The sequence below is a fragment of the Streptomyces endophytica genome (genome assembly GCF_026153355.1).
GTDB classification, from domain to species: domain Bacteria; phylum Actinomycetota; class Actinomycetes; order Streptomycetales; family Streptomycetaceae; genus Streptomyces; species Streptomyces endophytica.
This window is the reverse complement of sequence record NZ_CP110636.1, coordinates 488542-511871: the sequence shown is the minus strand read 5'-3', so window position 1 is coordinate 511871 and position 23330 is coordinate 488542. Positions and strand designations below refer to the sequence as shown.

Sequence of the window (23330 nt, the reverse complement as noted above, 5' to 3'; positions counted from 1 at the left end):
AAGGGCAGCCGGGGACCGGGCCCGGGCCGGCCCCGAACCCCCGGCGGGCCGGGAACCACGGCCGGAACTGGGCCCCGGCTCCGTCCCCCGGCCGGGCAACGGCACGCTCCTCGCCCTGGCCGCGGTCTGCGCGGTGCTCTTCGCCGCCGCCGCGGTCACCGTCTCCGTACGCCACGGCACCCCGCTCGCCCCCGAACAGGACACCGTCCACTGGGCCGCCGCCCACCACGGCGAGCCGGTGCGGTCACTGGCGCGGGCCCTGACCGCCACCGGCACCGGCCTCGTCCCCTACCTGATGGCCGTCCTCGCCGGTCTGCTGGCCGGCCGCGGCGCGACCGGCCGCCTCCTGGCCGTGACCTGCACCGTGGTCGTCCTCGCCGTCGGCCAGGCGGTCCGCTACGGCCTGATGGAACTGCTCGCCCGGGCCCGCCCACCGGTCGCCGACTGGGCCGGGCACGCCACCGGATACGCGTTCCCCTCCGGCCACGCCACCACCTCCGCCCTCGCGGCCGGCCTGCTCGCCTGGGGCCTGGCGCACCGCTGCGGCCCCGCCGTCGCCCGCACCTGGTGCGCGGTCCTCGCCGTCTGGGCCGCCGGGGTCGGCGTCACCCGGGTCTACCTGGGCGTCCACTGGCTCGGCGACGTCGTCGGCGGCTGGCTGCTGGCCGCCACCTGGCTCACCCTCGCCCTGCTCCTGGAACCGGCCGCCTTCCGCCGCCGGGCGCCCCGGGCGCACCCCGGGGCAACGCAGCCCAGGGGTGGGCATTCCCATGAATAGCTGACGATCCGACCAGGTCTTCCCCAAGGCGGCATGGACGCCGCCCGCGCGGAGCACCACTGTCCTGGGCACCGGGACCGCAAGGATCCCGCCACCGCCCACGGCACGCACCACCGCACCGCACCGCCAGGGGGAGATCGCCATGAACCAGCCGTTCGACGCCCGGCTCCCGCGCCCGGCAGCCGACCAGGAGACCGTCGCCGGGGCCCCGCGGGGCCGCTGCCCGGCCGCCGCCGTCAAGGACCCCACCCCGTGCGAGGGACCGAAGGACGCCGCCACCATCGTCGACCGCCACGGCCGCGAGGTGGCCGGCTGCGTGCACCACTGCGCCCGCCTGCTGGCCGGCCTCGAAGGCGCCCGCGTGCACCCGTTCGTCCCGGCGCGGCACGCCCTGGAGATCTACTCCGGGCCCGCGAACTCCCGCCGTTCGCCTGGGAGATCGGCAGGTAGCCGCGCCGGTACGGACGTTTTTCAGGCCCTCGCCGTCAGCACTCGATGATGTTGACGGCGAGGCCGCCGCGGGCCGTCTCCTTGTACTTGACGGACATGTCGGCGCCGGTGTCCTTCATGGTCTTGATGACCTTGTCGAGGGAGACGTGGTGCCGGCCGTCGCCGCGCAGCGCCATGCGGGCGGCGGTGACGGCCTTGACGGCGGCCATGCCGTTGCGCTCGATGCACGGGATCTGGACCAGGCCGCCGACCGGGTCGCAGGTCAGGCCGAGGTTGTGCTCCATGCCGATCTCGGCGGCGTTCTCCACCTGCTCGGGGGAGCCGCCCAGGACCTCGGCCAGGCCGCCGGCGGCCATGGAGCAGGCCGAGCCGACCTCGCCCTGGCAGCCGACCTCGGCGCCGGAGATGGAGGCGTTCTCCTTGAAGAGCATGCCGATGGCGCCGGCGGCGAGCAGGAAGCGCACCACACCCTCCTCGTCGGCACCGGGCACGAAGTTGATGTAGTAGTGCAGCACGGCCGGGATGATGCCGGCGGCGCCGTTCGTCGGCGCGGTCACGACCCGGCCGCCGGCGGCGTTCTCCTCGTTGACGGCCATCGCGTAGAGGGTGATCCACTCCATGGCGCGGGCGGTGGCGTCGCCCTCGGCACGCAGCTTGCGGGCCGAGCCGGCCGCCCGCCGGCGCACCTTCAGGCCGCCCGGCAGGATGCCCTCACGGGACATGCCGCGCGTCACGCAGGCCTGCATCACCCGCCAGATCTCCAGCAGGCCCTCGCGGATCTCGTCCTCGGTGCGCCAGGCCTTCTCGTTCTCCAGCATCAGGGCGGAGATGGACAGGCCGGTCTGCTCGGCCAGGCGCAGCAGCTCGTCGCCGGTGCGGAAGGGGTACTTCAGGACCGTGTCGTCCGGGACGATCGGGTTCTCGCCCTCCACCGCGTCCTCATCGACGACGAAGCCGCCGCCCACCGAGTAGTACGTCTTGCCGAGCAGCTCGGTGCCGTCCGCGTCGTAGGCCCAGATCGTCATGCCGTTGGCGTGGTACGGCAGGGTCTTGCGGCGGTGCAGGACCAGGTCCTCGTCGAAGTCGAAGGCGATCTCGTGGGTGCCGAGCAGGCTGATCCGCCCGGACTCCTTGATCGCCGCGACGCGGTCGTCGGCGGTCTCGACGTCGACGGTGCGGGGGGAGTCGCCCGCCAGACCGAGCAGGACGGCCTTGGGGGTGCCGTGGCCGTGGCCGGTGGCGCCCAGCGAGCCGAAGAGCTCGGCGCGGACCCGGGTCGTGCGGGCGAGCAGACCGTCCTTCTTGAGCCGGCCGGCGAACATCCGGGCGGCGCGCATCGGGCCGACGGTGTGGGAGCTGGAGGGACCTATGCCGATGGAGAAGAGGTCGAAGACGGAGATGGCCACGGGGGCGGACTCCCTTGTCTGCTCGTGGTGGACGGTGGAGCTATGGGACAGGAGGTACGTTTCTGCGCCGAATGTCGAGCGTAACGCGGACCCGGCGCGGTGCCGTCAGACGGAAACCGTCGGGCGGTCGTCGGCGGGTGTAACAGGAGGTGTCGGGGTCACCGCGGGTGCCGGGCCGGCCACCGTGGCGGCCGGCGGGCCGGTCAGACCGGTCGTACGGGCCCGCACGCCGGCCCGTACGGCCCAGAAGTAGAAGGCCGGCGCGGAGAGCGCGACCAGGGCGATGTCCAGGCCGTCGGGGATGACGCCGCGCCCGCCGAAGTCCGGGCTGCCCAGCGCGGACAGCGCGGGCCAGCCACAGCAGGAAGGCGATCATCCACCAGGCCGGGGCGAACTGCCGCCGCAGCCGTGCCGCGCCGAGCGACCCGGCCTGTGGCGCAGCACCAGCACCGCGATCGGCACGGAGAGCAGCGTCAGCGCGGTCACCTTGCCGGTGTCCGGCCACTTCGACCAGTACAGCGCGCAGGCCGCGAAGGCGAAGGTGACCGGGCAGAGGACCCGGCGGCCGGCAGCCGGAACGGACGGGGCAGCTCCGGCGCGGTCCGGCGCAGCACCCCCACCGCGATCGGGCCGATCAGGTACGAGATGACCATGGCCGCCGAGACCACCCCGGCCAGCGCCTGCCAGCTGCGCCCGACGGTCAGCAGCAACAGGACGGAGAAGCCGAGGTTGAGCCACATCGCCGGGCGGGCGGTGCCGTACCGCGGGTGCACGGCCGCCAGCCTCCGCGGGAAGAAGCCGGTCTCCGCCAGGTTGGTGACCATGTACGCGGCCGAGGCCACGTTGGCGATGTTGGAGCCGGCCGGCGAGATGAACGCGCCGAACTGCAGCATCGTGACCACCCAGTGCAGCATCAGCAGCTTGGCGAGGTCGGCGAACGGCGAGCTCAGGTTCACGCCCTGCCAGCCGCCGGACCGGGCCAGCTGCTCGGGCGGCACCGCCCCCAGGTACGCGGTCTGCAGTGCCAGGTAGATCACCAGGCCCAGGGCGAGCGCACCGACCAGGGCGACCGGATGGCCCGGCCGGGGTTCCGGGCGGCGCCGCCGAGGTTGACCACGGCCTGGAAGCCGTTGAACGCGAAGACCACGCCGCAGGTGGTGACGGCGGTGAGCACGGCCGGCCACCCGTACGGGGCGAAGCCGCCCTGTGCGGTGAAGTTCGAGGTGTGGAAGCCGGAGGCGGCCAGCGCCGCCACGGCGGCCACCGGGATGGCGAACTTCACCACGGTGAGCACGGTGTTCGCGCGGGCCAGCAGCTGCACCGACCAGTAGCAGGTCAGCCAGAGCGCGACGGTCAGGGCCAGCGCCACGGCCATGCCGGACGCCGAGAGCTGGTGGCCGGCCGGTCCGACCAGCCCCTTCGCCCAGCCGAAGCCCCAGGACGTCATGTACTGGGTGGCGGCGATCGACTCGATCGGGATGAGCGAGGCGACCGCGATCCACACCGCCCAGCCGGTGACGAAGCCGAGCACCGGACCGTGCGAGAGGTGGCCGTAGCGGGCCATTCCGCCGGGGATCGGGTAGGCCGCGCCGACCTCCGCGTAGGACATCGCGATCATGCCGATGAAGACGGCACCGATCACCCAGGCGACCAGCGCCGCCGGGCCCGCCACCTGGGCGGCGGCACCGGCGCCGAAGAGCCAGCCGGAGCCGAAGATCGAGCCGATGCCGATCATGATGAGGGCGAAGAGGCTGAGCCCCTTCCGGTCGCCCCGCGCTCATGTCCATGGGGTGGTGTCGTCCGTCCTGCTGTCGAAAATGCCCCCTCGCCGTTGAAGGCCGCTGCGGAAATGCAGCTGACACCTTATTTCGCGCGAATCACCGTGAATCACCGGTTCCGCTGTGCGGGCGCGCGAGGGCGAGGAAAGGGGAGGGAAATCCGGGCATGCAGACCGTGAGCCCGGGACCAACGGCCCCGGGCTCACGGCCCGTTGGGCCTCCGTCCGCCGCTGCGCGACGGGCCGGAGGATCACCGCATGAGACGCGTCACAGCGACGGGTTAGAGCGGGTACTTCTCCGCGAGCGCGGTGACCCGGGCCTTGAGGGCCTCGGCGTCGTAGTCGGGCTTGAGGGCCTGGGCGATGACGTCGGCGACCTCGCGGAAGTCCTCGGCCGTGAAGCCGGGGTGGCCAGGGCCGGGGTGCCGATCCGCAGACCCGAGGTCACCATCGGGGGCCGGGGGTCGTTGGGGATGGCGTTGCGGTTGACGGTGATGCCGACCTCGTGGAGGCGGTCCTCGGCCTGCTGGCCGTCGAGCTGGCTGTTGCGCAGGTCGACCAGGACGAGGTGGACGTCGGTGCCGCCGGACAGGACCGACACACCGTGCTCGGTGACGTCGTCCTGGACCAGGCGCTCGGCGAGGATCTTGGCGCCTTCCAGCGTGCGCTGCTGGCGCTCCTTGAACTCGTCGGACGCGGCGACCTTGAAGGAGACCGCCTTCGCCGCGATGACGTGCTCCAGCGGGCCGCCCTGCTGACCGGGGAAGACGGCGGAGTTGATCTTCTTGGAGATCTCGGGGGTGGCGGAGAGGATGACGCCGCCGCGGGACCGCCGAGGGTCTTGTGGGTGGTGGTGGTCACCACGTGGGCGTGCGGGACGGGCGAGGGGTGCAGCCCGGCCGCGACCAGACCCGCGAAGTTGCGCCATGTCGACCATGAGGTACGCGCCGACCTCGTCCGCGATACGGCGAAGGCGGCGAAGTCGAGCTGGCGGGGGTAGGCGGACCAGCCGGCGACGATGAGCTTGGGCCGGTGCTCCTTGGCCAGGCGCTCGACCTCGTCCATGTCGACCAGGTTGGTCTTCTCGTCGACGTGGTAGGGCACGACGTGGTAGAGCTTGCCGCTGAAGTTGATCTTCATGCCGTGGGTCAGGTGCCCGCCGTGGGCGAGGTTGAGACCCAGGATGGTGTCGCCCGGCTTGAGCAGGGCGAACATGGCGGCCGCGTTGGCCTGGGCGCCGGAGTGGGGCTGGACGTTGGCGTAAGGCGCGTCGAAGAGGGCCTTGATGCGGTCGATGGCGATCTGTTCGACGACGTCGACGTGCTCGCAGCCGCCGTAGTAGCGGCGGCCGGGGTAGCCCTCGGCGTACTTGTTGGTGAGGACGGAGCCCTGGGCCTCCATGACCGCGACGGGAGCGAAGTTCTCCGAGGCGATCATTTCGAGGGTGGACTGCTGGCGGTGCAGCTCGGCGTCGACGGCCGCGGCGACGTCGGGGTCGAGCTCGTGCAGGGAGCTGTTCAGAAGCGACATGAGTCTTTCCTGGAGGGGTCGGAGGGCACAGAGCACTTCCGGGCGGGGTGGCTCACTCGGTGATGAACGCGGCGTACTCGTCGGCCGTCAGCAGCTCGCGCGGGCTCGTCGCTCATCTTCACCTTGAACAGCCAACCGCCCTCGAACGGGGCGGAGTTCACCAGCGAGGGTCGTTGACGACGTCCTCGTTGATCTCCACGATCTCGCCGTGCACGGGCGCGTAGAGATCGCTGACCGACTTGGTCGACTCCAGCTCACCGCAGCTCTCGCCCGCCGTGACCGTGGAGCCGACCTCAGGGAGCTGCACGTAGACGACGTCGCCGAGCGCGTTCGCCGCGTGCTCCGTGATGCCGACCGTCGAGACGCCTTCCTCGGCGGCCGACAGCCACTCGTGCTCCTTGCTGTAGCGCAGCTGCTGGGGGTTGCTCATGGCTCGATTCTCCTGTACGCGAGGGTGTGATCGTGAATGGGGGCACCTCCCCGGACGAAGTCCGGGGGGAGCGTCTTGCACAGTGAGACGCGCGGTGGCGCGCCGCCGCCCGGTCCGCCGGGACGAACCGTTACTTCTGCCGCTTGTAGAAGGGCAGCGCGATGACCTCGTACGGCTCATGGCTTCCACGGATGTCCACGTGGACACCCTCGGTGCCCGGTGTGGCGTAGGCCGCCTCGACGTACGCGATGGCGATCGGCTTGCCGAGCGTGGGGGAGGGGGCGCCCGAGGTGACCTCGCCGATCACCGTGCCGTCGGCGGAGACGACCGGGTAGCCCGCGCGCGGGACCCGACGGCCCTGGGCGATCAGCCCGACCAGCTTGCGCGGCGGGGCGGCCTCGGCGCGTTCGGCGGCCACCTCCAGCGCGGCACGGCCGACGAAGTCGCCGTTGTTGGTCGTCTTCTCGAACTTCACGACCCGGCCCAGGCCCGCGTCGAACGGGGTGGTGGCGGTGGTGAGCTCGTGCCCGTACAGCGGCATGCCCGCCTCCAGGCGCAGGGTGTCCCGGCAGGACAGCCCGCACGGCACCAGGCCCACGTCCTTGCCGGCCTCGGTCAGCGCCTCCCAGAGGGCGACCGCGTCGGCCGGCCGGACGAACAGCTCGAAGCCGTCCTCGCCGGTGTAGCCGGTACGGGCGATCAGCGCCTCGACGCCGGCGACCGTGCCGGGCAGGCCGGCGTAGTACTTCAGCCCGTCCAGATCGGCGTCCGTCACCTTCTTGAGGATGCCGGGGGACTCCGGGCCCTGCACCGCGAGCAGCGCGTAGGCGTCCCGGTCGTCGCGGACCACGGCGTCGAAGCCGCCGCCCCGGGCGGTCAGCGCGTCCAGCACGACCTGGGCGTTGGAGGCGTTGGCGACGACCATGTACTCCTGGTCCGCCAGTCGGTAGACGATCAGGTCGTCGAGGATGCCGCCCTCGGCGTTGCAGATCATGGTGTACCGGGCGCGGCCGGTCTTCACCCCGCCGATGTTGCCGACCAGGGCGAAGTCGAGGAGGTCGGCGGCCTGCGGGCCGGTGACGGTGATCTCGCCCATGTGGGAGAGGTCGAAGAGGCCGGCGCGGCTGCGGACCGCGACGTGTTCGTCGCGCTCGCTGCCGTAGCGCAGTGGCATGTCCCAGCCGGCGAAGTCGGTCATGGTCGCGCCGAGTGCCCGATGCGTGGCATCGAGCGCCGTGCGGCGGGGGGCATCAGTCATGGTTCTGGGCTCCCAGGCAGGGGTGACAAGACGTTCTCCCCATCTGTCATCGGAACCTGAGAGGTTCACCGGGAGCCCGCGAACGGGCCCGGTTTGCACCTTGGGTGGAGCCGCCCGTGGGCCGGGCCGGACTCGCTTTTCAGATCTGCCTCGCCGCGCGGTATAGGGGCCTGAGAGATTCAAGGGAGGACTTGCTCCTTCGGCGCCCCGCCGTGGCGGCCGGGGACTCTCCCGCGCGGATTCAAGCGGCCGGTATGGAGTTGGCGGTGCACGGGTGAACCGAGATGTGCACGTGGCGCGCACATCATTGCACGGGATCGCCGAATACAGGAGGCCTGGTCGTCGCACCGCGCCCGACGTGGGCGGATCGCGCAATCACCTTGATGGTCATTACCTTTTCTTGACACTCTGCGGGTAGGGAACCGGCCTCGGGCCGGACCGTGACCCGGACGGGGAGGGTGATCACGATGCACAGGGACGCGGCACTCGCGGCCACATCGGAGGCCGGACCCGAAGAGCCGGTGACGGTCCGCGCCGCCGAGGCGGTGACGGTCCGCGCCGCCGCGCCCCGGGCCCGGCGCCCGGCGCGCCCGGTCGTCCGGCCGGGGCGCGGCGCGCGGGTGGTGGACCTGCGCGGCGCCGGCCGGTCCCGGGCCGCCGCCGAGCTGCGGTTCCCGCCCGGTGACCTGGTGGTCGTCTCCGGTCTGCCGGGCAGCGGCAAGAGCACCCTGATGCACCGCGTCGTGCCGCCGCTGGACGGCGGCGGGGCCGAGGTGCACCGGATCGACTCCCAGGACGTCCGCGAACGCTGGGAGCGCGGCCGGCTGCGCCGGCTGCCCTACGGCCTGTACCGCCCGCTGGTCCGGGCCGCGCACTACCTGGCGCTCGGCAGGGCGCTGCGCTCCGGCCGCAGCGTGGTGGTGCACGACTGCGGGACGCTGGCGTGGGTGCGCCGCTGGATCGCCCGGGCGGCCGGCCGCGGCGGCCGCGGGCTGCACCTCGTGCTGCTCGACGTGGCACCGGAGGTGGCCCGGGCCGGCCAGGAGGCGCGCGGCCGCGGGGTGTCGGGGTACGCCTTCGCCCGGCACCGCCGGGCGGTGGCCGGGCTGGTCGGCGGCGCGGAGGCGGCCCGGCTGCCGCGGGGATTCGCCTCGGCCGTGCTGCTGGACCGCCGCGCGGCGAGCGCCCTGGAAACCGTCACCTTCCGCTGACCGGCGCCGCCCCTCCGCCCGCGCCGCCGCTCGCCGCGGCGGGACCCGGCACCGTACGCGCGGCCGCGGCCTTCTCTCGTCTAGGGTCATGGGCCAGAAAGCGCGGAATGCGGTGTGGAACACGGGTGGATGAGATGAACTTTCCGGAGCAGGGGATACCGCAGCTGGCCTGGCCGGCGAACGAGCTCGAAGAGGTGCTGGCCGCCTCGGTCGGCCATCCCGGCGCCGGCGGCCGGATCGTCGAGGTCCTGGGCCGCAGCCGGGTGTGGGTGCCGCTGCCCAACGGCGGCGGCCCGGACGGTGCGGGCCTCGGTACCGCGGGCTGGACCTGCCCACCGTCGACATCGGCGGGCTGGCCTACGTGCCGGTCTACAGCTCCGAGCAGGAGTTCCTGCGGGTCGTCGGCTCGCACATGTCCTTCACCGTCGCCCCGGCCGTGGAGTTCGCCCGCGGACTGCCGCCGAAGATCGGGATCGTGGTGAACCCGGACGGGACGGTCGGCGTCCCGGTACCGCCGCCCGCGGTGGCCGAATTGTGCCGTTCGGGACGTCAGGAACCGGACAGCGGCGGGCTGCCGAGCGGCGGCCGGGTGCGGCTCTTCGAACCGGACTGGCAGGACGAGCCGGTGGACTTCCTGGCCGCCGCCGGACTGGAGTTCTCCGGCGTCGGAATTGTCCTGACTGCCCGGCGTGTCCTGGCCAGTGTCGAAGGCGACACGCCCGCGCTGTTCGTCGGTGTCCAGGTCGCCACGGTCCCCGAGGCGCTGCACGACGGATCGGCCCGCGACGTGGTGCTCGCGGGCCTCGGGCGAGCCCTCGGCGCGGTGCCGGTGCCCTGGCCCGTCCAGCTCGTCATGCTCGACCTCGCCCAGGGCGACCCGGTCGCCGACTGGATGCTGGAGCGGGTACGGCCCTTCTACTCGCGCGAGCACTCCTAGGGTTCGCCGTTGTCGCGGAGGCCGCGGCCTTCCGGCCCTGGACCATCGGCAAGCCCTAAGCTGGTTGGATGACGCGGGCGCACCCACACGTGCCCTGCCGGGAGAAGGGACGGACCACGTGAGTGCGGGTGCGCATCAGGGGCCGGCGGCGGCCGGACAGCTGGAGCAGCTGCTGCAGCAGGTCTCGCCCGGCCGTTACGACGCCTACGAGGCGCTGCTGCACGCACTCGCCGCGGGCCAGGTCTGGATGCTGCTCTGGCACGGCCGGGCCGGTTCGCCCGACGCGCAGTACGGCAACATGGAGGTCGACGGCCTCGGTTACGCCCCCTGCGTGACCTCCGCGCCCGAACTCGCCGCCTCCGGCTGGAACCGCGACCACGAGGTCGTCGGTGGCGTGGAGATCGCCGCCGCGCTCTTCCCCGACCGCTGGGGACTGTGGCTGAATCCGCACTCTCCCGGCGGCGGAGTCGGCATTCCGTGGCTGGATCTGCGCCGGATCGCCGGCGCCTCGACCGGCTGCCCGCCGGCCCGCTGCGGATCTCCGATCCGGTCATCAACATCCCGCAGTTCTACGCGCTGCTGGCGCAGAACGCCCATCGCACGCCCGCCGTACGGTCGTTGCGCCGCGCCTGGGTGCAGCCCGCGCTCGGCGCCCCGTATCTGGCGATCGGTCTGGATCTGTATGACACCGGCCCGCAGGCGGTGGATTCCGCCCGGTTGATGATCCAGCAGTCGATCGGTGCCGTTCCGGACGGATTGCCGGTCTCCACGGTCGCGATGAACGACGAGTACGACCCGGTCGCCATGTGGATGCGGGCCGCCGCGCGGCCGTTCTTCGACCGTGACGGCTACACCCAGCAGCCGGCCCAGCCGCCGGCACCCTCGTACGGCTACGGCTACCCGCGCCCTTACTGACAGTCCCGCCCGTCGCCCGACCACCACCGTCGGAGCGTGTCGCTCCGGCAGGGTTCTTGTGGTGAATTCGCCCCGTACGCCCCGCGGTTGAGGCGCCCTCCCGCGGGTCTTCGCTCCGCTCAGCCCGAACTTGTGTCCGTATAACGGAAAGTCGTGGAGCACATCACAGTTGCGCATCCTTTCCTTGTCAGGGCTGGTGACTGATCGCGAAGGGGATGAAGACTCCGGAAACAACAAGGGCCTCGGTCCTTTGTGCGAGCGTCATTCCGGTCGGCATCGGGTGAACCGCTTCCTTCCGCAAGGTGAACTCCCATGAGGATCACCGGACTTGCTCCGCAGTGCACCAATTGACGTGAACCAGGCCGCTACCGCGGCGGGCAGGGGCCGGCCACCGTCGGCCGAGAGGGGTCAAAGGCACCGTGACCGCACCGATCGAGACCACCGGGGCGGCTGCCGAGGCGCAGCCGGAAGCGGTGCTGGAGGGCGTGGCGAGCAAGCGCATCGAAGGGCGCTCGCTCGGCCAGATCGCATGGCTGCGCTTCCGGCGGGACAAGGTCGCGGTGGCGGGTGCCATCGTTGTCATCCTGCTGATCGCCGTCGCGGCGCTCTCCCGCCCGCTGCAGGCCCTGCTCGGGCTGGACCCCAACGCGCCCAACGAGTCGCTGATCGACCCCAACACCACGCTGCCCAAGGGGGACTTCGGCGGGATGAGCGGGGACCACCTGCTCGGCGTGGACCCGAAGTTCGGCCGCGATCTGCTCGCCCGGGTCCTGGAGGGCTCCTGGGTGTCGCTGATCGTGGCGTTCGGCGCCACGCTGTTGTCGGTCGCCATCGGCACCGTGCTCGGCGTGATCGCCGGCTTCTACCGCGGGCGGGTGGACGCCTTCATCAGCCGCATGATGGACGTCTTCCTGGCGTTCCCGCTGCTGCTGTTCGCCATCGCGATCTCCGCCTCGCTGCAGGGCGGCGCCTTCGGCCTGGAGGGCCTGCCGCTGCACATCTCGGTGCTGATCTTCGTGATCGGCTTCTTCAACTGGCCGTACATGGGACGGATCGTGCGCGCGCAGACGCTGTCGCTGCGCGAGCGGGAATTCGTGGACGCCGCCCGGGGCATGGGCGCGCGCGGACCGTTCATCCTCTTCCGGGAGCTGCTGCCCAACCTGGTGGGCCCCATCATCGTCTACTCGACGCTGCTGATCCCCTCCAACATCCTCTTCGAGGCCGCGCTGAGCTTCCTGGGCGTCGGCATCCAGCCGCCCCAGGCCTCATGGGGCGGCATGCTCAACCAGGCGGTCAAGTACTACGAGGTCGACCCTCAGTACATGATCGTCCCCGGCCTCGCGATCTTCGTCACCGTGCTCGCGTTCAACCTGCTCGGTGACGGTCTGCGGGACGCGCTGGACCCGCGCAGCCGCTGACGGCACCGCGGGCAACCCGCCCCAGCCGCCACCGCGCTTTGTGTTGTGACGTTTCTCGACGAACGAAGACCGTACGAAGACCGAACGAAGGGGACACCGACCACCATGCGAAGGTCAGTTCCGGTCGCGACCATAGCGGCCATCACCAGTGCGGGCCTTTTGCTGGCCGGCTGCAGCGGGGGCAAGGGCTCCTCGGAAGGCTCGGGCGAGGCCAACGCCGCCACCAAGGGCGTCGTCAACGCCTCGGACGCGAAGGGCGGCACGGTCACCTACGCGATGAGCGACGCCCCCGAGTCGTTCGACCCGGGCAACACCTACTACGCCTTCATCTACAACTTCAGCCGGCTCTACGCGCGCCCGCTGACCACCTTCAAGCCGGGCCCCGGCCCCAAGGGCAACCAGCTGGTCCCGGACCTCGCGGAGTCGATGGGCAAGCCCAGCGACGGCGGCAAGACCTGGACGTACAAGCTCCGCAAGGGCATCAAGTACGACGACGGCTCCACCGTCACCTCGCAGGACGTCAAGTACGCCGTGGAGCGCTCCAACTTCGCGCGTGACGTGCTCTCGCTGGGCCCGAACTACTTCCAGCAGTTCCTCAAGGACAACGACGGCGGCGGCTACAAGGGTCCCTACAAGGACAAGAGCAAGGCCGGTCTGAAGTCCATCGAGACCCCCGACGACCAGACGGTCGTCTTCCACCTCAAGAAGCCGTTCGCCGAGTTCGACTACCTGGTCAGCGCCCCGCAGACCGCGCCGGTCCCGCAGGCCAAGGACAAGGGCGCGGACTACACCAAGTCCGTGCTGTCCACCGGCTCGTACAAGTTCCAGAGCTACCAGGAGGGCAAGCAGCTCACCCTGGTCCGCAACCCGCAGTGGTCGGCGAAGACCGACCCGCTGCGCAAGCAGCTCCCGGACAAGATCGTGCTGAACCTGAAGGTCGCCCAGTCGACGATCGACAAGGACCTCCAGTCCGGCAACACCCTGGTCGACCTGGCCGGCCGCGGCGTCGACGGCCAGACGCAGGCCCAGCTGCTGACCAACTCCGACGAGAAGGCCAACACCGACAACGCGCTCGGCCAGCGCCTCGTCTACACGGCGATCAACACCAAGGTGAAACCGTTCGACAACCTCGAGTGCCGCAAGGCGATCGAGTACGCGATCGACAAGAAGGCCGTCCAGACCGCGCTCGGCGGCCCGATCCGCGGTGAGCTGGCCTCCACGGTCCTGCCGACCGACATCGCCGGCTACCAGAAGTACGACCTGTACCCGCAGAAGTACAACGGCGACAAGCTCGACCTGGCCGAGGCCAAGAAGCACTGGGACAAGTGCGGCGCCGGCAAGACCACGACCACGATCCTGGCCCGCAACGACCGCCAGGACGAGGTCGACGCGGCCACCTCGGTCATCGAGTCACTCAAGAAGATCGGCGTCACCGCCAAGATCCAGTCGTACCCGACGAGCAAGTACTTCTCGGACTACGCCGGTGTGCCGGAGTTCAACAAGAAGAACAACGTCGGCCTGATCATGATGCAGTGGGGCTCCGACTTCCCCACCGGCTACGGCTACCTGCAGCAGATCCTGAACGGCAAGGCGATCAGCAAGTCCGGCAACACCAACCTGTCCGAGCTGGACGACCCGGAGATCAACAAGCTGCTCGAAACGGCCATCGCCAACACCGACAAGGCGGCCCGCGAGAAGGCGTACGCCGAGATCGACAAGAAGACGATGGAGCAGGCGGCGCTGGTCCCGCTCACCTACTTCAAGGTCCTGATGTACCGCTCGCCCAAGGCCACCAACCTGGTGTCCACCTCGGCCTTCAGCGGTCAGTACGACTACCTCAACATCGGCGTCAAGAAGTAGCAGCCCTGGAAGGCAGGTGAAGGCATTGGTGTCCGCGGGCCGGTTCCGGCCGGCCCGCGGCGCCGACGCCGCATCCCCGTGTTCTCGTACATCATCCGCAGGTTGATCAGCGCAGTGATCCTGCTGCTGATCGTCAGCGCGGTCACTTTCGGCATCTTCTTCCTGCTGCCGAAACTGGCCGGGCAGAGCACCGACCAGCTTGCCCAGCAGTACATCGGAAAGGCCCCCACGGCCGCGGACATCGCCGCGGTGAAGCAGAACCTCGGCCTGGACAAGCCCGTGTACGAGCAGTACTGGGACTTCCTCAAGGGCATCTTCGTCGGCGTCGACTACAAGTTCGGCCCGGAAGCGGCCAAGTGCCACGTGCCGTGCTTCGGTTACTCGTTCAAGACCCACATCGAGGTCTGGCCGGAGATCCAGTCCCGGCTCCCGGTGACCCTTTCGCTGGCCGCCGGCGCGGCGGTGCTCTGGGTCGTCTCCGGCGTCGCCACCGGCGTGCTCTCCGCGCTGCGCCCCGGTTCGTTCTTCGACCGTGCGGCGATGGGCGTGGCGCTGGCCGGCGTCTCCCTCCCGATGTTCTTCACCGGCGCGCTGGCCCTGGCCCTGTTCACCTACCAGTGGCCGATCTTCGAACGCAGCGACTACGTACCGCTGCTGGACAACCCGTTCCTCTGGGCCCGCACCCTGGTGCTGCCCTGGGTCACCCTGGCCTTCCTCTACTCCGCGCTCTACGCCCGGCTCACCCGGGCCGGCATGCTGGAGACGCTGCCGAGGACTTCATCCGCACCGCCCGCGCCAAGGGCCTGCAGGAGCGCAAGGTGGTCGTCCGGCACGGTCTGCGCGCCGCGCTCACCCCGATCATCACCGTCTTCGGCATGGACCTCGGCCTGCTGCTCGGCGGCGCGCTCATCACCGAACAGGTCTTCTCGCTCAAGGGAGTCGGCGCCTTCGCCGTCGAGGCGATCAACGCCAACGACCTGCCGAACATCCTCGGCGTCACCCTGCTCGCCGCGTTCTTCATCGTCATTTGCAACCTGGTGGTGGACGTTCTGTACGCCGCCGTCGACCCGCGGGTGAGGCTCTCGTGACCGACTCCTCCGAGGACAGGACCGCCACCGCGGCGGCCACCCCGACAACGGCACCGCAGACGTCCGCCTTCCTCGACGTGCGCGACCTGAAGGTGCACTTCCCCACCGACGACGGCCTGGTGAAGTCCGTCGACGGGCTGACCTTCAGCCTGGAGAAGGGCAAGACGCTCGGCATCGTCGGCGAGTCCGGCTCCGGCAAGTCCGTGACCTCGCTCGCCGTGATGGGCCTGCACCGCGCCTCGCGCCAGCAGCGCAACAAGGTCCGGATGTCCGGCGAGATCTGGCTGGACGGCAAGGAGCTGGTCTCCGCCGACCCGGACGAGGTGCGCCGGCTGCGCGGCCGCGAGATGGCCATGATCTTCCAGGACCCGCTGTCCGCGCTGCACCCGTTCTACTCGGTCGGCAAGCAGATCACGGAGGCCTACCGGGTCCACAACGACGTGGACAAGAAGACCGCGCGCAAGCGGGCGATCGAGATGCTCGACCGGGTCGGCATCCCGCAGCCCGACAAGCGGGTCGACGATCATCCGCACCAGTTCTCCGGCGGTATGCGCCAGCGCGCGATGATCGCGATGGCGCTGGTCAACAACCCCGAGCTGCTGATCGCGGACGAGCCGACCACCGCCCTGGACGTCACCGTCCAGGCGCAGATCCTGGACCTGATCCGCGATCTGCAGAAGGAGTTCGGCTCGGCGGTCATCATCATCACCCACGACCTGGGCGTGGTCGCCGAGCTCGCCGACGACCTGCTGGTGATGTACGGCGGCCGGTGCGTCGAGCGCGGCCCGGCCGAGAAGGTCTTCTACGAGCCCCAGCACCCCTACACCTGGGGGCTGCTCGGCTCCATGCCGCGCATCGACCGCGCGCAGACCGAGCGGCTGATCCCGGTCAAGGGCTCCCCGCCCAGCCTGATCAACGTCCCGTCCGGCTGTGCCTTCAACCCCCGCTGCCCGTACGCGGACGTCCCGAAGGACAACCTCACCCGTACGGTCCGCCCCGAGCTGCGCGAGGCGGGCAGTGGGGGCACCCCCGCCAATGGGGGCGTAGCCGGCGGGGGAGGACACTTCTCCGCCTGCCACATGGCGCCGGAGGAGCGGAAGCGTATCTGGACCGAAGAGATTGCGCCGAAGCTGTGACCGAGACGACTGACGACGAGAACACCACGATCCCGCTCCAGAAGTCGCCGGACGCGGCACCGGCCGGGCCCGGCGACGACGCCGAGCCGCTACTGCGGGTGCGCGGGCTGGTCCGGCACTTCCCGATCACCAAGGGCCTGCTCAAGCGGCAGGTCGGTGCCGTGCAGGCGGTCGACGGCATCGACTTCGACGTACGGCCCGGGGAGACCCTCGGCGTGGTCGGCGAGTCCGGCTGCGGCAAGTCGACGATGGGCCGGCTGATCACCCGGCTCGACGAGCCCACCGGCGGCTCGATCGAGTTCCAGGGCACCGACATCACCCATCTGTCGCCGGGCAGGCTGCGGCCGATGCGCCGCGACGTCCAGATGATCTTCCAGGACCCGTACGGTTCGCTGAACCCGCGGCACACCATCGGCGGCATCGTCTCCACCCCGTTCCGCCTCCAGGGCGTCGAGCCGGAGGGCGGGGTGAAGAAGGAGGTGCAGCGGCTGCTGGAGCTGGTGGGCCTGAGCCCCGAGCACTACAACCGCTATCCGCACGAGTTCTCCGGCGGGCAGCGGCAGCGCATCGGCATCGCCCGGGCGCTGGCGCTCAAGCCCAAGCTGGTGGTCGCCGACGAGCCGGTCTCCGCGCTGGACGTGTCGATCCAGGCGCAGGTCGTCAACCTGATGGACGACCTCCAGGAGGAGCTGGGCCTGACCTACGTCATCATCGCCCACGACCTCTCGGTCATCCGGCACGTCTCGGACCGGATCGCGGTGATGTACCTCGGCAAGATCGTGGAGCTGGCCGACCGCACCGCGCTCTACGAGACGCCGATGCACCCGTACACCAAGGCGCTGCTGTCCGCGGTGCCGGTGCCCGATCCCAAGCGGCGCACCCAGCGGGACCGGATCCTGCTCAAGGGCGACGTGCCCTCGCCGATCAACCCGCCCTCCGGCTGCCGGTTCCGGACCCGCTGCTGGAAGGCGACCGAGGTGTGCGCCACCACCGAGCCGCCGCTGGTCGCGCTGCAAACCGGGCACCAAGTGGCCTGCCACCACCCGGAGAACGCGGAGGGTGCCGCGCCCGTACCTGGCAACGAGCTGACAGGTCAGGCATCAAGTGACAAGTAACTCCTGACGAGTTGGCAAAGTCGCGGGTGGAACGCGGCGGGAGGGTGCAGAGTCAGCACAGTTGTTCGAGCTCGGCTCGGTCTTCATCCGGACATCCGAAGGGATGGCTCATGGCACTCTCCCGCACCGCGCGCCGCACCTCCCGCTGGCTGGCCCTGGCCACCGCGGTGGCCTCGGTCGCCACCATCGCCGCCGCCCCCGCGGCGACCCCCGGCGCGCCCGGCGTCGGCGATCCGTACTTCCCCGAAATGGGCAACGGCGGCTTCGACGCCCTGCACTACGACCTCGGCGTCAGCTACCACCCCGACAGCGGCCGGCTCGACGGCCGCACCACGCTCACCGCCCGGGCCACCCAGAACCTCTCCGCCTTCGACCTCGACCTGCAGAAGCTGACGGTCGACTCGGTGCGGGTGAACGGGCGGCGGGCGCACTTCGCGAGATCCGGCGACGAGATAACCATCCACCCGGACTTCGCGCTGCGCCGCGGCGGGAAGTTCACCGTCACGGTCGCCTACCACGGCGTCCCCAAGCCGCTGAACGGCCCGATCGTCTTCGGCTCGGACTACGGCTGGATGAAGACCAAGGACGGGGTGTTCGTCGGCTGCGAGCCGAACGCCGCCTCGACGTGGTTCCCCTCCAGCGACCACCCGAGCGACAAGGCCACCTACGACATCCGGATCGACGCCCCCAAGGGCCTGACCGGGGTCTCCAACGGCCGGCTGATCAACTCCGGGGAGGCGCACGGCCGCTCGTACGCCCACTGGCGGGAGTCCCGTCCGATGGCGACCTACCTCGCCACCGCCACCATCGGGAAGTTCGATGTCCGTACCGGGACCACCCCCGGCGGCATCCCGGTCTACGTGGCCACCGACCCGACCCTGCCCACCGGCAAGGTGGATGTCTACGGCATCACCTCGGAGGCCACCGACTACTGGTCGAAGGTCTTCGGGCCGTACCCCTTCGAGGAGACCGGCGCGATCGTCGACGACATGCCGCAGGCCGGGTTCTCCCTGGAGGTGCAGTCCAAGCCGGTCTACTCGGGGGTGCGCAGCGAGGGCACCATCGTCCACGAGCTGGCCCACCAGTGGTTCGGCGACTCGGTGTCCGTGCGGCAGTGGAAGGACATCTGGCTCAACGAGGGCTTCGCCACCTACTCGCAGTGGCTGTGGGGCGAGCACCGCGGCACGACGAGCGCCCACGACGCCTTCCGCAAGGCGTACGACGCCATCCCGGCCGACGACGGCTTCTGGAAGCAGAAGATCGCCGATCCGCAGCGCGACACGATGTTCTCCGACGCGGTCTACGAACGCGGCGCGATGACGCTCCAGGCGCTCCGCGAACGCATCGGTGACCAGGCGTTCTTCAAGCTGCTGCCGGCCTGGACCGCGGCCCACCGCTACGGCAACGCGCACACCGCCCAGTTCGTCGCGCTGGCGGAGAAGATCTCCGGGCAGAAGCTGGGGGACTTCTTCAACACCTGGCTGTACACGGAGAGCAAGCCGGAGCTGTCCGGCAAGTAGGCCGCCGGTACCGGGCGGGTCAGTCGGCGTCCGGCCGGCTGCCCGGCCGGGGGCGGAGCTGCTGGGGCGCGGCAGGTGCAGCCCCAGGTAGACCGCGCCCATGCGCAGGGCGAACACCACCCCCGCCGAGATCGCCGCGGCGGGGGTGGGCCGGGCGCCGAGGTGGTGCAGCAGGAGGAGGCAGCCGGCACCGGCCAGGGCGGCGATGGCGTAGACGTCCTCGCGCAGCAGCAGCGGCGGGAATTCGCCGCACAGCACGTCCCGGATGACCTCGCCGGTGACGCCGGTGAGCACCGCCAGGATGATCACGGCGAGCGGGGTGGCGCCCGCCGCGATGGCGGCCCGGGCGCCGATCACGGTGACCACGGACAGTCCGACCGCGTCGACCACCAGCAGCGACTTCCGGGGCAGCGTCCAGAACCGGAGATAGACGATGGTGCCGACGCCGACGCAGATGATCACGGTGAGCAGCACCCAGTCGTGCGTCCAGTACAGCGGCCGCCGGTCGAGGATGAGGTCGCGCAGCGTGCCGCCGGAGATGGACGCGGCGAAGGCGAGCACCAGGCCGCCGAAGGGGTCCATGTTGGCGCGGTAGGCGGCCAGCACCCCGCTCGCCGCGAAGGCCGCGACGCCGGCCAGGTAGAGGACGTGAAGCATGGCGTCATCATCGCAGGGACGGAACGACGCTCTCCGCTTGCGTCCGGGAAAGCTGACCCTACCGGTCGGTAATTTATCCGTGTACGGTGCCGCCATGGCTCTGGTCACCTCAGGCAACAGTGAGTTCGACCGCGACACCGCGGTCACCCGCCGCGCAACCGGCATCTACGAAGCCCAGCTCTCGGCGGGCTGGACGATCATCCAGGCGGTCAACGGCGGCTACCTCCTCGCCCTCATGGGCCGCGCCCTCGGCGACGCCCTGCCGCACCCCGACCCGCTGTCGGTCACCGCGCACTACCTCACCGCCTCCGTTCCCGGCCCGGCCGTCATCCGCACCGAAGTGGTGCGCACCGGCCGCACCATGTCGACCGGGACCGCGACCCTCGTCCAGTTCGCGGAGGACGGCAGCGAGGTCGAGCGGCTGCGGGTGCTCGCCGCGTACGGCGATCTCGGCGCGCTGCCGGACGACGTCCGCACGACGGCCAAACCGCCCGCCATCCCGCCGTACGAGCACTGCCTGGGCGCCGACAGCGCCCCCGGCGGGGCGCCGGCCATCCCCGGCAGCACCGCCATCGCCGGGCGGCTCGACCTCCGGCTGGACCCGGCGACCGCGGGCTGGGCCATCGGCGCGCCGTCCGGCCGGGGCGAGATGCGCGCCTGGTTCGGGCTGGCCGACGGGCGGGACCCCGACCCGCTGTCCCTCCTGCTGACCGTCGACGCGCTGCCGCCCACCGCGTTCGAGATGGGGCTCTCCGGCTGGGTCCCCACCGTCGAGCTGACCGTCCACGTCCGGCACCGCCCGGCACCGGGGCCGCTGCGGGTCGCCATCACCACCCGCAATCTGGCCGGCGGGTTCCTTGAGGAGGACGCGGAGGTGTGGGATGCGGAGGACCGGCTGGTGGCGCAATCACGCCAACTGGCGCGGGCCCTCGGGGTGGAGTGATCCGGCACGTCGGCGCGGCCGGGCCCGCGAGGTACCGTGCGGCCCCCTCTGGAACGGACTTTCCGCAGGTGGCCACCGGTGCGAGAGGGCGGAGAGTGACGCAAAAGTGCGCGCGGGGGCGGTGCGGCCCGTGTCAGACTGATCGACATGGGGGACGTACCGCTCACGATGGAGGACGGGACCGTCGTCTGGCTGCGCGCGCAGGCGCCGGCGGCCACCGACGGCCCGCCGGGCGCGGCGCCCGGGCAACCCACCGCCGCTGACGGCGAGTTGGAGCTGCCGGACGCGTTCGGCTCCGCGCAGCCGGTCAGTGTCGACGGCCGGATGGGCCGGGCGCTGACCCGCGGCGGAGAGGTCCTGGAGGAGGCGCTGCGGCCGCTCGGCGGGGTGCTCGGCCAGATCCACCGCTCGATCTCGGCCGGCAGTCACCGCCCGGACGAGGTCACCGTGGAGTTCGGGGTCACCCTCGGCTCGGATCTGCGCCTCGGGGTCTTCACCGGCAACGGCGAGGCCAGCTTCAAGGTCTCCGCCACCTGGAACCTCGCCGGTGACCGCGCCGGCGACCGCGACGCCCAGCGCGACCGCGGCGATGACGACGGCACGGGCACCCCGGACACCCCGGCCGGCCCCGGCACCTCGGGCGGTGCGGCGCCATGATCGCCGGCGCAGGTCCGGACACCCCGCTCCAGCTGTCCTTCGCCTCCGTACGGGACGGCGAACGGGCCGTCGGCGCGGGCGTCCTGGTCGCCGAGCGGCTGATCCTGACCTGCGCCCACGTCGTCAACAGCGCCCTGGGCAGGGCGCGTTTCTCCCAGGACACCCCGGGACCCGGCGAGACCGTCACGGTCCGGCTGCCGCACGTCGCGTCCGGGGTGGACCTCACCGCCCGGGTCGTCCGCGAGATGTGGACCCCGCCGCGCGCCACGGCCACCGGACCCGGCCCGGCCGACCCCGGGCGGGTGCCGTACCACGGCGACCTCGCGGTGCTGGAGCTCACCGACGCCCCGCCCCCGGGCGCCGAGCCCGCACCGTTCCTCCAGCACCACTACGCCGGGGAAACCATCGCGTTATGGGCCAGCGGCAATCCGCTGCCCACGGTCCGGGCCGTGCCCCGGGTCTCGGCGCCGCCCTGGATCGCGCTGGACGTGCTCGGCGGCACCCAGGTCACCGAGGGCTTCAGCGGCGGCCCGCTCTGGGACCGCGAACGGCAGGCCGTGGTCGGCCTGGTCGTCGCCGTCCACCGCGCCCCCGAGGGCGCCGGGGACCAGCCCGCGACGATGTACGCCATCAGCGTGCCCGCCATCGAGGCCGAGCTCCCCACCCTCCCGCCCTCCGCGGTGCCCACCGCCCGCCGCGGCGTCCAGCAACTGCTCACCGCGCTGGAACGGGTCGTCAAGGGCCGCGAGGCGGTGGACTGCGAGCGGCGGCTCGCCGCCCGGCTCGGCCGGGCCTCGGCGGGCCCGGCGGCCGATCTGGAACGGCTGGTCGGTCTCGCGGTGAGCGTCCGCCGCGGCCTCCCCGAACTCCTCGACGTGGTCCGCGACCAGGAGCCCCTCGGGCCACCCGACCCGTACGACCTCCCTCACCGCACCGGCCCCTACGGCACCCGCGAGGACTGGGAGCGGCTGCGCCGCGCGGCCCGTACGGTCCGGCCCGGCGAATACCTGACCACCCGTCAGCGCCGGGACCTGGCCGGCCTGCTGGCGCACTGCACCCGCACCGACCCCCGTGCCCTCCTCGCCCGGGTGCTGCCGCACGCCCCCGAACTCCCCGCCGTCACCGGCCTCGCCGACGCCGTCGACGCCCTGGAGGGCTTCGGCTCCACCACCGGCGCCCCGGTGCCGCCGCTGCTCCAGGGGGTGGTGCGGATCAGCGTCGAGGAGCGGGCGGCCGGGCCGTATCCGGCCGACGACCTGGATGCCTGGGTGGAGCGGGTGGCCGCCCGGTCCGGCGTCGACGAGGCGGCGATCAGCCAGTTCCGGGCCGATGTGACGGCCGCCGCGGCCCCCGCGCCGGTGGCCGCGCCCGGGCCGGCGGCCACCGCCGTCCGCGGCCCGGCCCTCGCCCCGCGCGTCCAGGTGGAGCTGCTGCCGGCCCCCACCGGCCGCCGCTTCACGTACCAGATCTGGACCTTCGCCGACGGCCTCCCGCACCGGCTCGCGCTGGTCCGGGACACCGAGGCGGGCAGCGAGCAGGTGGTCGACGACATCCGCCGGGTGCTGCGCACCGAGGTGCGGGAGGACCCGGAGACCGCCCTGGTGGAGTACTTCCTCCCGTCCGCCTGGCTGGGCCTCGACGTCGACGCCTGGGAATCACCGGACAGCGACGAGGACGGGCCGTTCGCCCCGGGTATCACCCGCCGCGTCGTGGTCCGCACCACCGAGCGCTCACGGGAGAGCTACGCCGGCTGGAAGCAGCGCACCGCCGCCCTGCCGCACGCCAAGCGGCTGGTCCTCGACCACCGGCACACCGACCGCAAGGTCGCCCGCGCCCAGCTGGAGGTCCACCGCGACGCCGGCACGGTGATCGTCTGCTGCCCGCCGAACCACCACGGCACGCTGCTGCGCCAATGCGTCCAGGCGGGCGTGCACACCGTCCTGTGGCACCGCGCCGACCACGGCGAGCACCTCGCCCAGGACCTGCTGGCCCTGGTGGACGGCGCGGACCACACCGAGGTCCCCGAGGTCGTCCGGCTCGAACGGGCCAAGGCGATGGCCGAACCCGAGAGCTCCACCCACCACGGCCGCAAACTGTCCCTGCTCTACGACGCCCCGGACCACCGGCCCCCGCAACTCGCCCCCGACGCCTGGGTACTGACCCAGCCATGAGCACCCCGGAGCGACCGGCACACCCCGCGGGGCGGGAGAGCCGGGGCGCGGACGCAGCAAGGAACGAGGAGAA

The 23330-nt window shown here is 71.5% G+C and carries 16 protein-coding genes, 5 pseudogenes and 1 riboswitch; of the genes and pseudogenes, 14 read left to right on the top strand and 7 right to left on the bottom strand.

Annotation, left to right across the window (positions count from 1 at the left end; all coding sequences use genetic code 11):
• Positions 1-133: 133 nt before the first annotated feature.
• Together OJ254_RS02285 and OJ254_RS02280 are read left to right on the top strand one after the other, a co-directional pair.
• Entirely contained in the window at positions 134-778 is a 645-nt protein-coding gene (locus OJ254_RS02285) for a phosphatase PAP2 family protein (protein ID WP_265361031.1), read from the top strand.
• Positions 779-920: 142 nt separating this feature from the next.
• Complete coding sequence (locus OJ254_RS02280) at positions 921-1277, top strand: hypothetical protein (RefSeq protein ID WP_265361030.1); 357 nt, start codon at positions 921-923, stop codon at positions 1275-1277.
• Here OJ254_RS02280 and OJ254_RS02275 read toward each other — a convergent pair.
• From OJ254_RS02275 to gcvT, 6 genes and pseudogenes are all read right to left on the bottom strand, one after another.
• Positions 1264-2634 (bottom strand): L-serine ammonia-lyase, encoded by a 1371-nt coding sequence (locus tag OJ254_RS02275; RefSeq protein WP_265361029.1) that lies wholly within the window; start codon positions 2632-2634, stop codon positions 1264-1266. The genes OJ254_RS02280 and OJ254_RS02275 overlap by 14 nt on opposite strands.
• Before the next feature lie 482 nt (positions 2635-3116).
• The gene (locus OJ254_RS02270; protein ID WP_265361028.1) at positions 3117-3671 is read right to left on the bottom strand and encodes an APC family permease; all 555 of its coding nucleotides are present in this window, start codon (positions 3669-3671) and stop codon (positions 3117-3119) included.
• On the bottom strand, positions 3668-4369 hold the full coding sequence (locus tag OJ254_RS02265) for an APC family permease (protein WP_265361027.1): 702 nt from the start codon (positions 4367-4369) through the stop codon (positions 3668-3670). The genes OJ254_RS02270 and OJ254_RS02265 overlap by 4 nt, the downstream gene beginning before the upstream one ends.
• A gap of 486 nt (positions 4370-4855) precedes the next feature.
• Positions 4856-5941: a serine hydroxymethyltransferase gene (locus OJ254_RS02260; protein ID WP_279349572.1), complete on the bottom strand. Its 1086-nt coding sequence runs from the start codon at positions 5939-5941 to the stop codon at positions 4856-4858.
• A gap of 52 nt (positions 5942-5993) precedes the next feature.
• Positions 5994-6371 (bottom strand): annotated as a pseudogene (gcvH, locus tag OJ254_RS02255) (glycine cleavage system protein GcvH).
• Between the two features lie 130 nt (positions 6372-6501).
• On the bottom strand, positions 6502-7629 hold the full coding sequence (gene gcvT / locus OJ254_RS02250) for a glycine cleavage system aminomethyltransferase GcvT (protein ID WP_265361026.1): 1128 nt from the start codon (positions 7627-7629) through the stop codon (positions 6502-6504).
• A gap of 148 nt (positions 7630-7777) precedes the next feature.
• A riboswitch (glycine riboswitch) is annotated at positions 7778-7873 on the bottom strand.
• Between the two features lie 223 nt (positions 7874-8096).
• On the opposite strand from gcvT, the gene OJ254_RS02245 reads away from it, so the two are divergent.
• From OJ254_RS02245 to OJ254_RS02205, 9 genes and pseudogenes are all read left to right on the top strand, one after another.
• Positions 8097-8840: an AAA family ATPase gene (locus tag OJ254_RS02245; protein ID WP_265361025.1), complete on the top strand. Its 744-nt coding sequence runs from the start codon at positions 8097-8099 to the stop codon at positions 8838-8840.
• A 134-nt stretch (positions 8841-8974) separates the two neighbouring features.
• Positions 8975-9777 (top strand): annotated as a pseudogene (locus tag OJ254_RS02240) (enhanced serine sensitivity protein SseB).
• 118 nt (positions 9778-9895) lie between these two features.
• Positions 9896-10692, top strand: a pseudogene (locus OJ254_RS02235) (enhanced serine sensitivity protein SseB C-terminal domain-containing protein).
• Between the two features lie 419 nt (positions 10693-11111).
• Positions 11112-12110 (top strand): ABC transporter permease, encoded by a 999-nt coding sequence (locus OJ254_RS02230; protein WP_265361024.1) that lies wholly within the window; start codon positions 11112-11114, stop codon positions 12108-12110.
• A gap of 105 nt (positions 12111-12215) precedes the next feature.
• Positions 12216-13970 (top strand): ABC transporter substrate-binding protein, encoded by a 1755-nt coding sequence (locus tag OJ254_RS02225; RefSeq protein WP_265361023.1) that lies wholly within the window; start codon positions 12216-12218, stop codon positions 13968-13970.
• A 78-nt stretch (positions 13971-14048) separates the two neighbouring features.
• Positions 14049-15058 (top strand): annotated as a pseudogene (locus tag OJ254_RS02220) (ABC transporter permease).
• Positions 15055-16194 (top strand): ABC transporter ATP-binding protein, encoded by a 1140-nt coding sequence (locus OJ254_RS02215; protein WP_265361022.1) that lies wholly within the window; start codon positions 15055-15057, stop codon positions 16192-16194. The pseudogene OJ254_RS02220 and the gene OJ254_RS02215 overlap by 4 nt, the downstream one beginning before the upstream one ends.
• Entirely contained in the window at positions 16191-17309 is a 1119-nt protein-coding gene (locus OJ254_RS02210) for an ABC transporter ATP-binding protein (RefSeq protein WP_423835805.1), read from the top strand. The genes OJ254_RS02215 and OJ254_RS02210 overlap by 4 nt, the downstream gene beginning before the upstream one ends.
• Positions 17310-17419: 110 nt before the next feature.
• Complete coding sequence (locus tag OJ254_RS02205) at positions 17420-18829, top strand: M1 family metallopeptidase (RefSeq protein WP_265361021.1); 1410 nt, start codon at positions 17420-17422, stop codon at positions 18827-18829.
• A gap of 225 nt (positions 18830-19054) precedes the next feature.
• Here OJ254_RS02205 and OJ254_RS02200 read toward each other — a convergent pair.
• Positions 19055-19486, bottom strand: a pseudogene (locus OJ254_RS02200) (trimeric intracellular cation channel family protein); the annotation flags it as partial.
• Positions 19487-19580: 94 nt separating this feature from the next.
• On the opposite strand from OJ254_RS02200, the gene OJ254_RS02195 reads away from it, so the two are divergent.
• The 3 genes from OJ254_RS02195 to OJ254_RS02185 all read left to right on the top strand — a co-directional run bounded on the left by OJ254_RS02195 (position 19581) and on the right by OJ254_RS02185 (position 23257).
• Complete coding sequence (locus OJ254_RS02195) at positions 19581-20429, top strand: thioesterase family protein (RefSeq protein WP_265361020.1); 849 nt, start codon at positions 19581-19583, stop codon at positions 20427-20429.
• A 147-nt stretch (positions 20430-20576) separates the two neighbouring features.
• Positions 20577-21086, top strand: a complete 510-nt coding sequence (locus OJ254_RS02190) for a CU044_2847 family protein (RefSeq protein ID WP_265361019.1) — start codon at positions 20577-20579, stop codon at positions 21084-21086.
• The gene (locus tag OJ254_RS02185; protein WP_265361018.1) at positions 21083-23257 is read left to right on the top strand and encodes a VMAP-C domain-containing protein; all 2175 of its coding nucleotides are present in this window, start codon (positions 21083-21085) and stop codon (positions 23255-23257) included. Before OJ254_RS02190 ends, OJ254_RS02185 begins: the two co-directional genes overlap by 4 nt.
• The last annotated feature ends 73 nt before the right edge of the window (positions 23258-23330 follow it).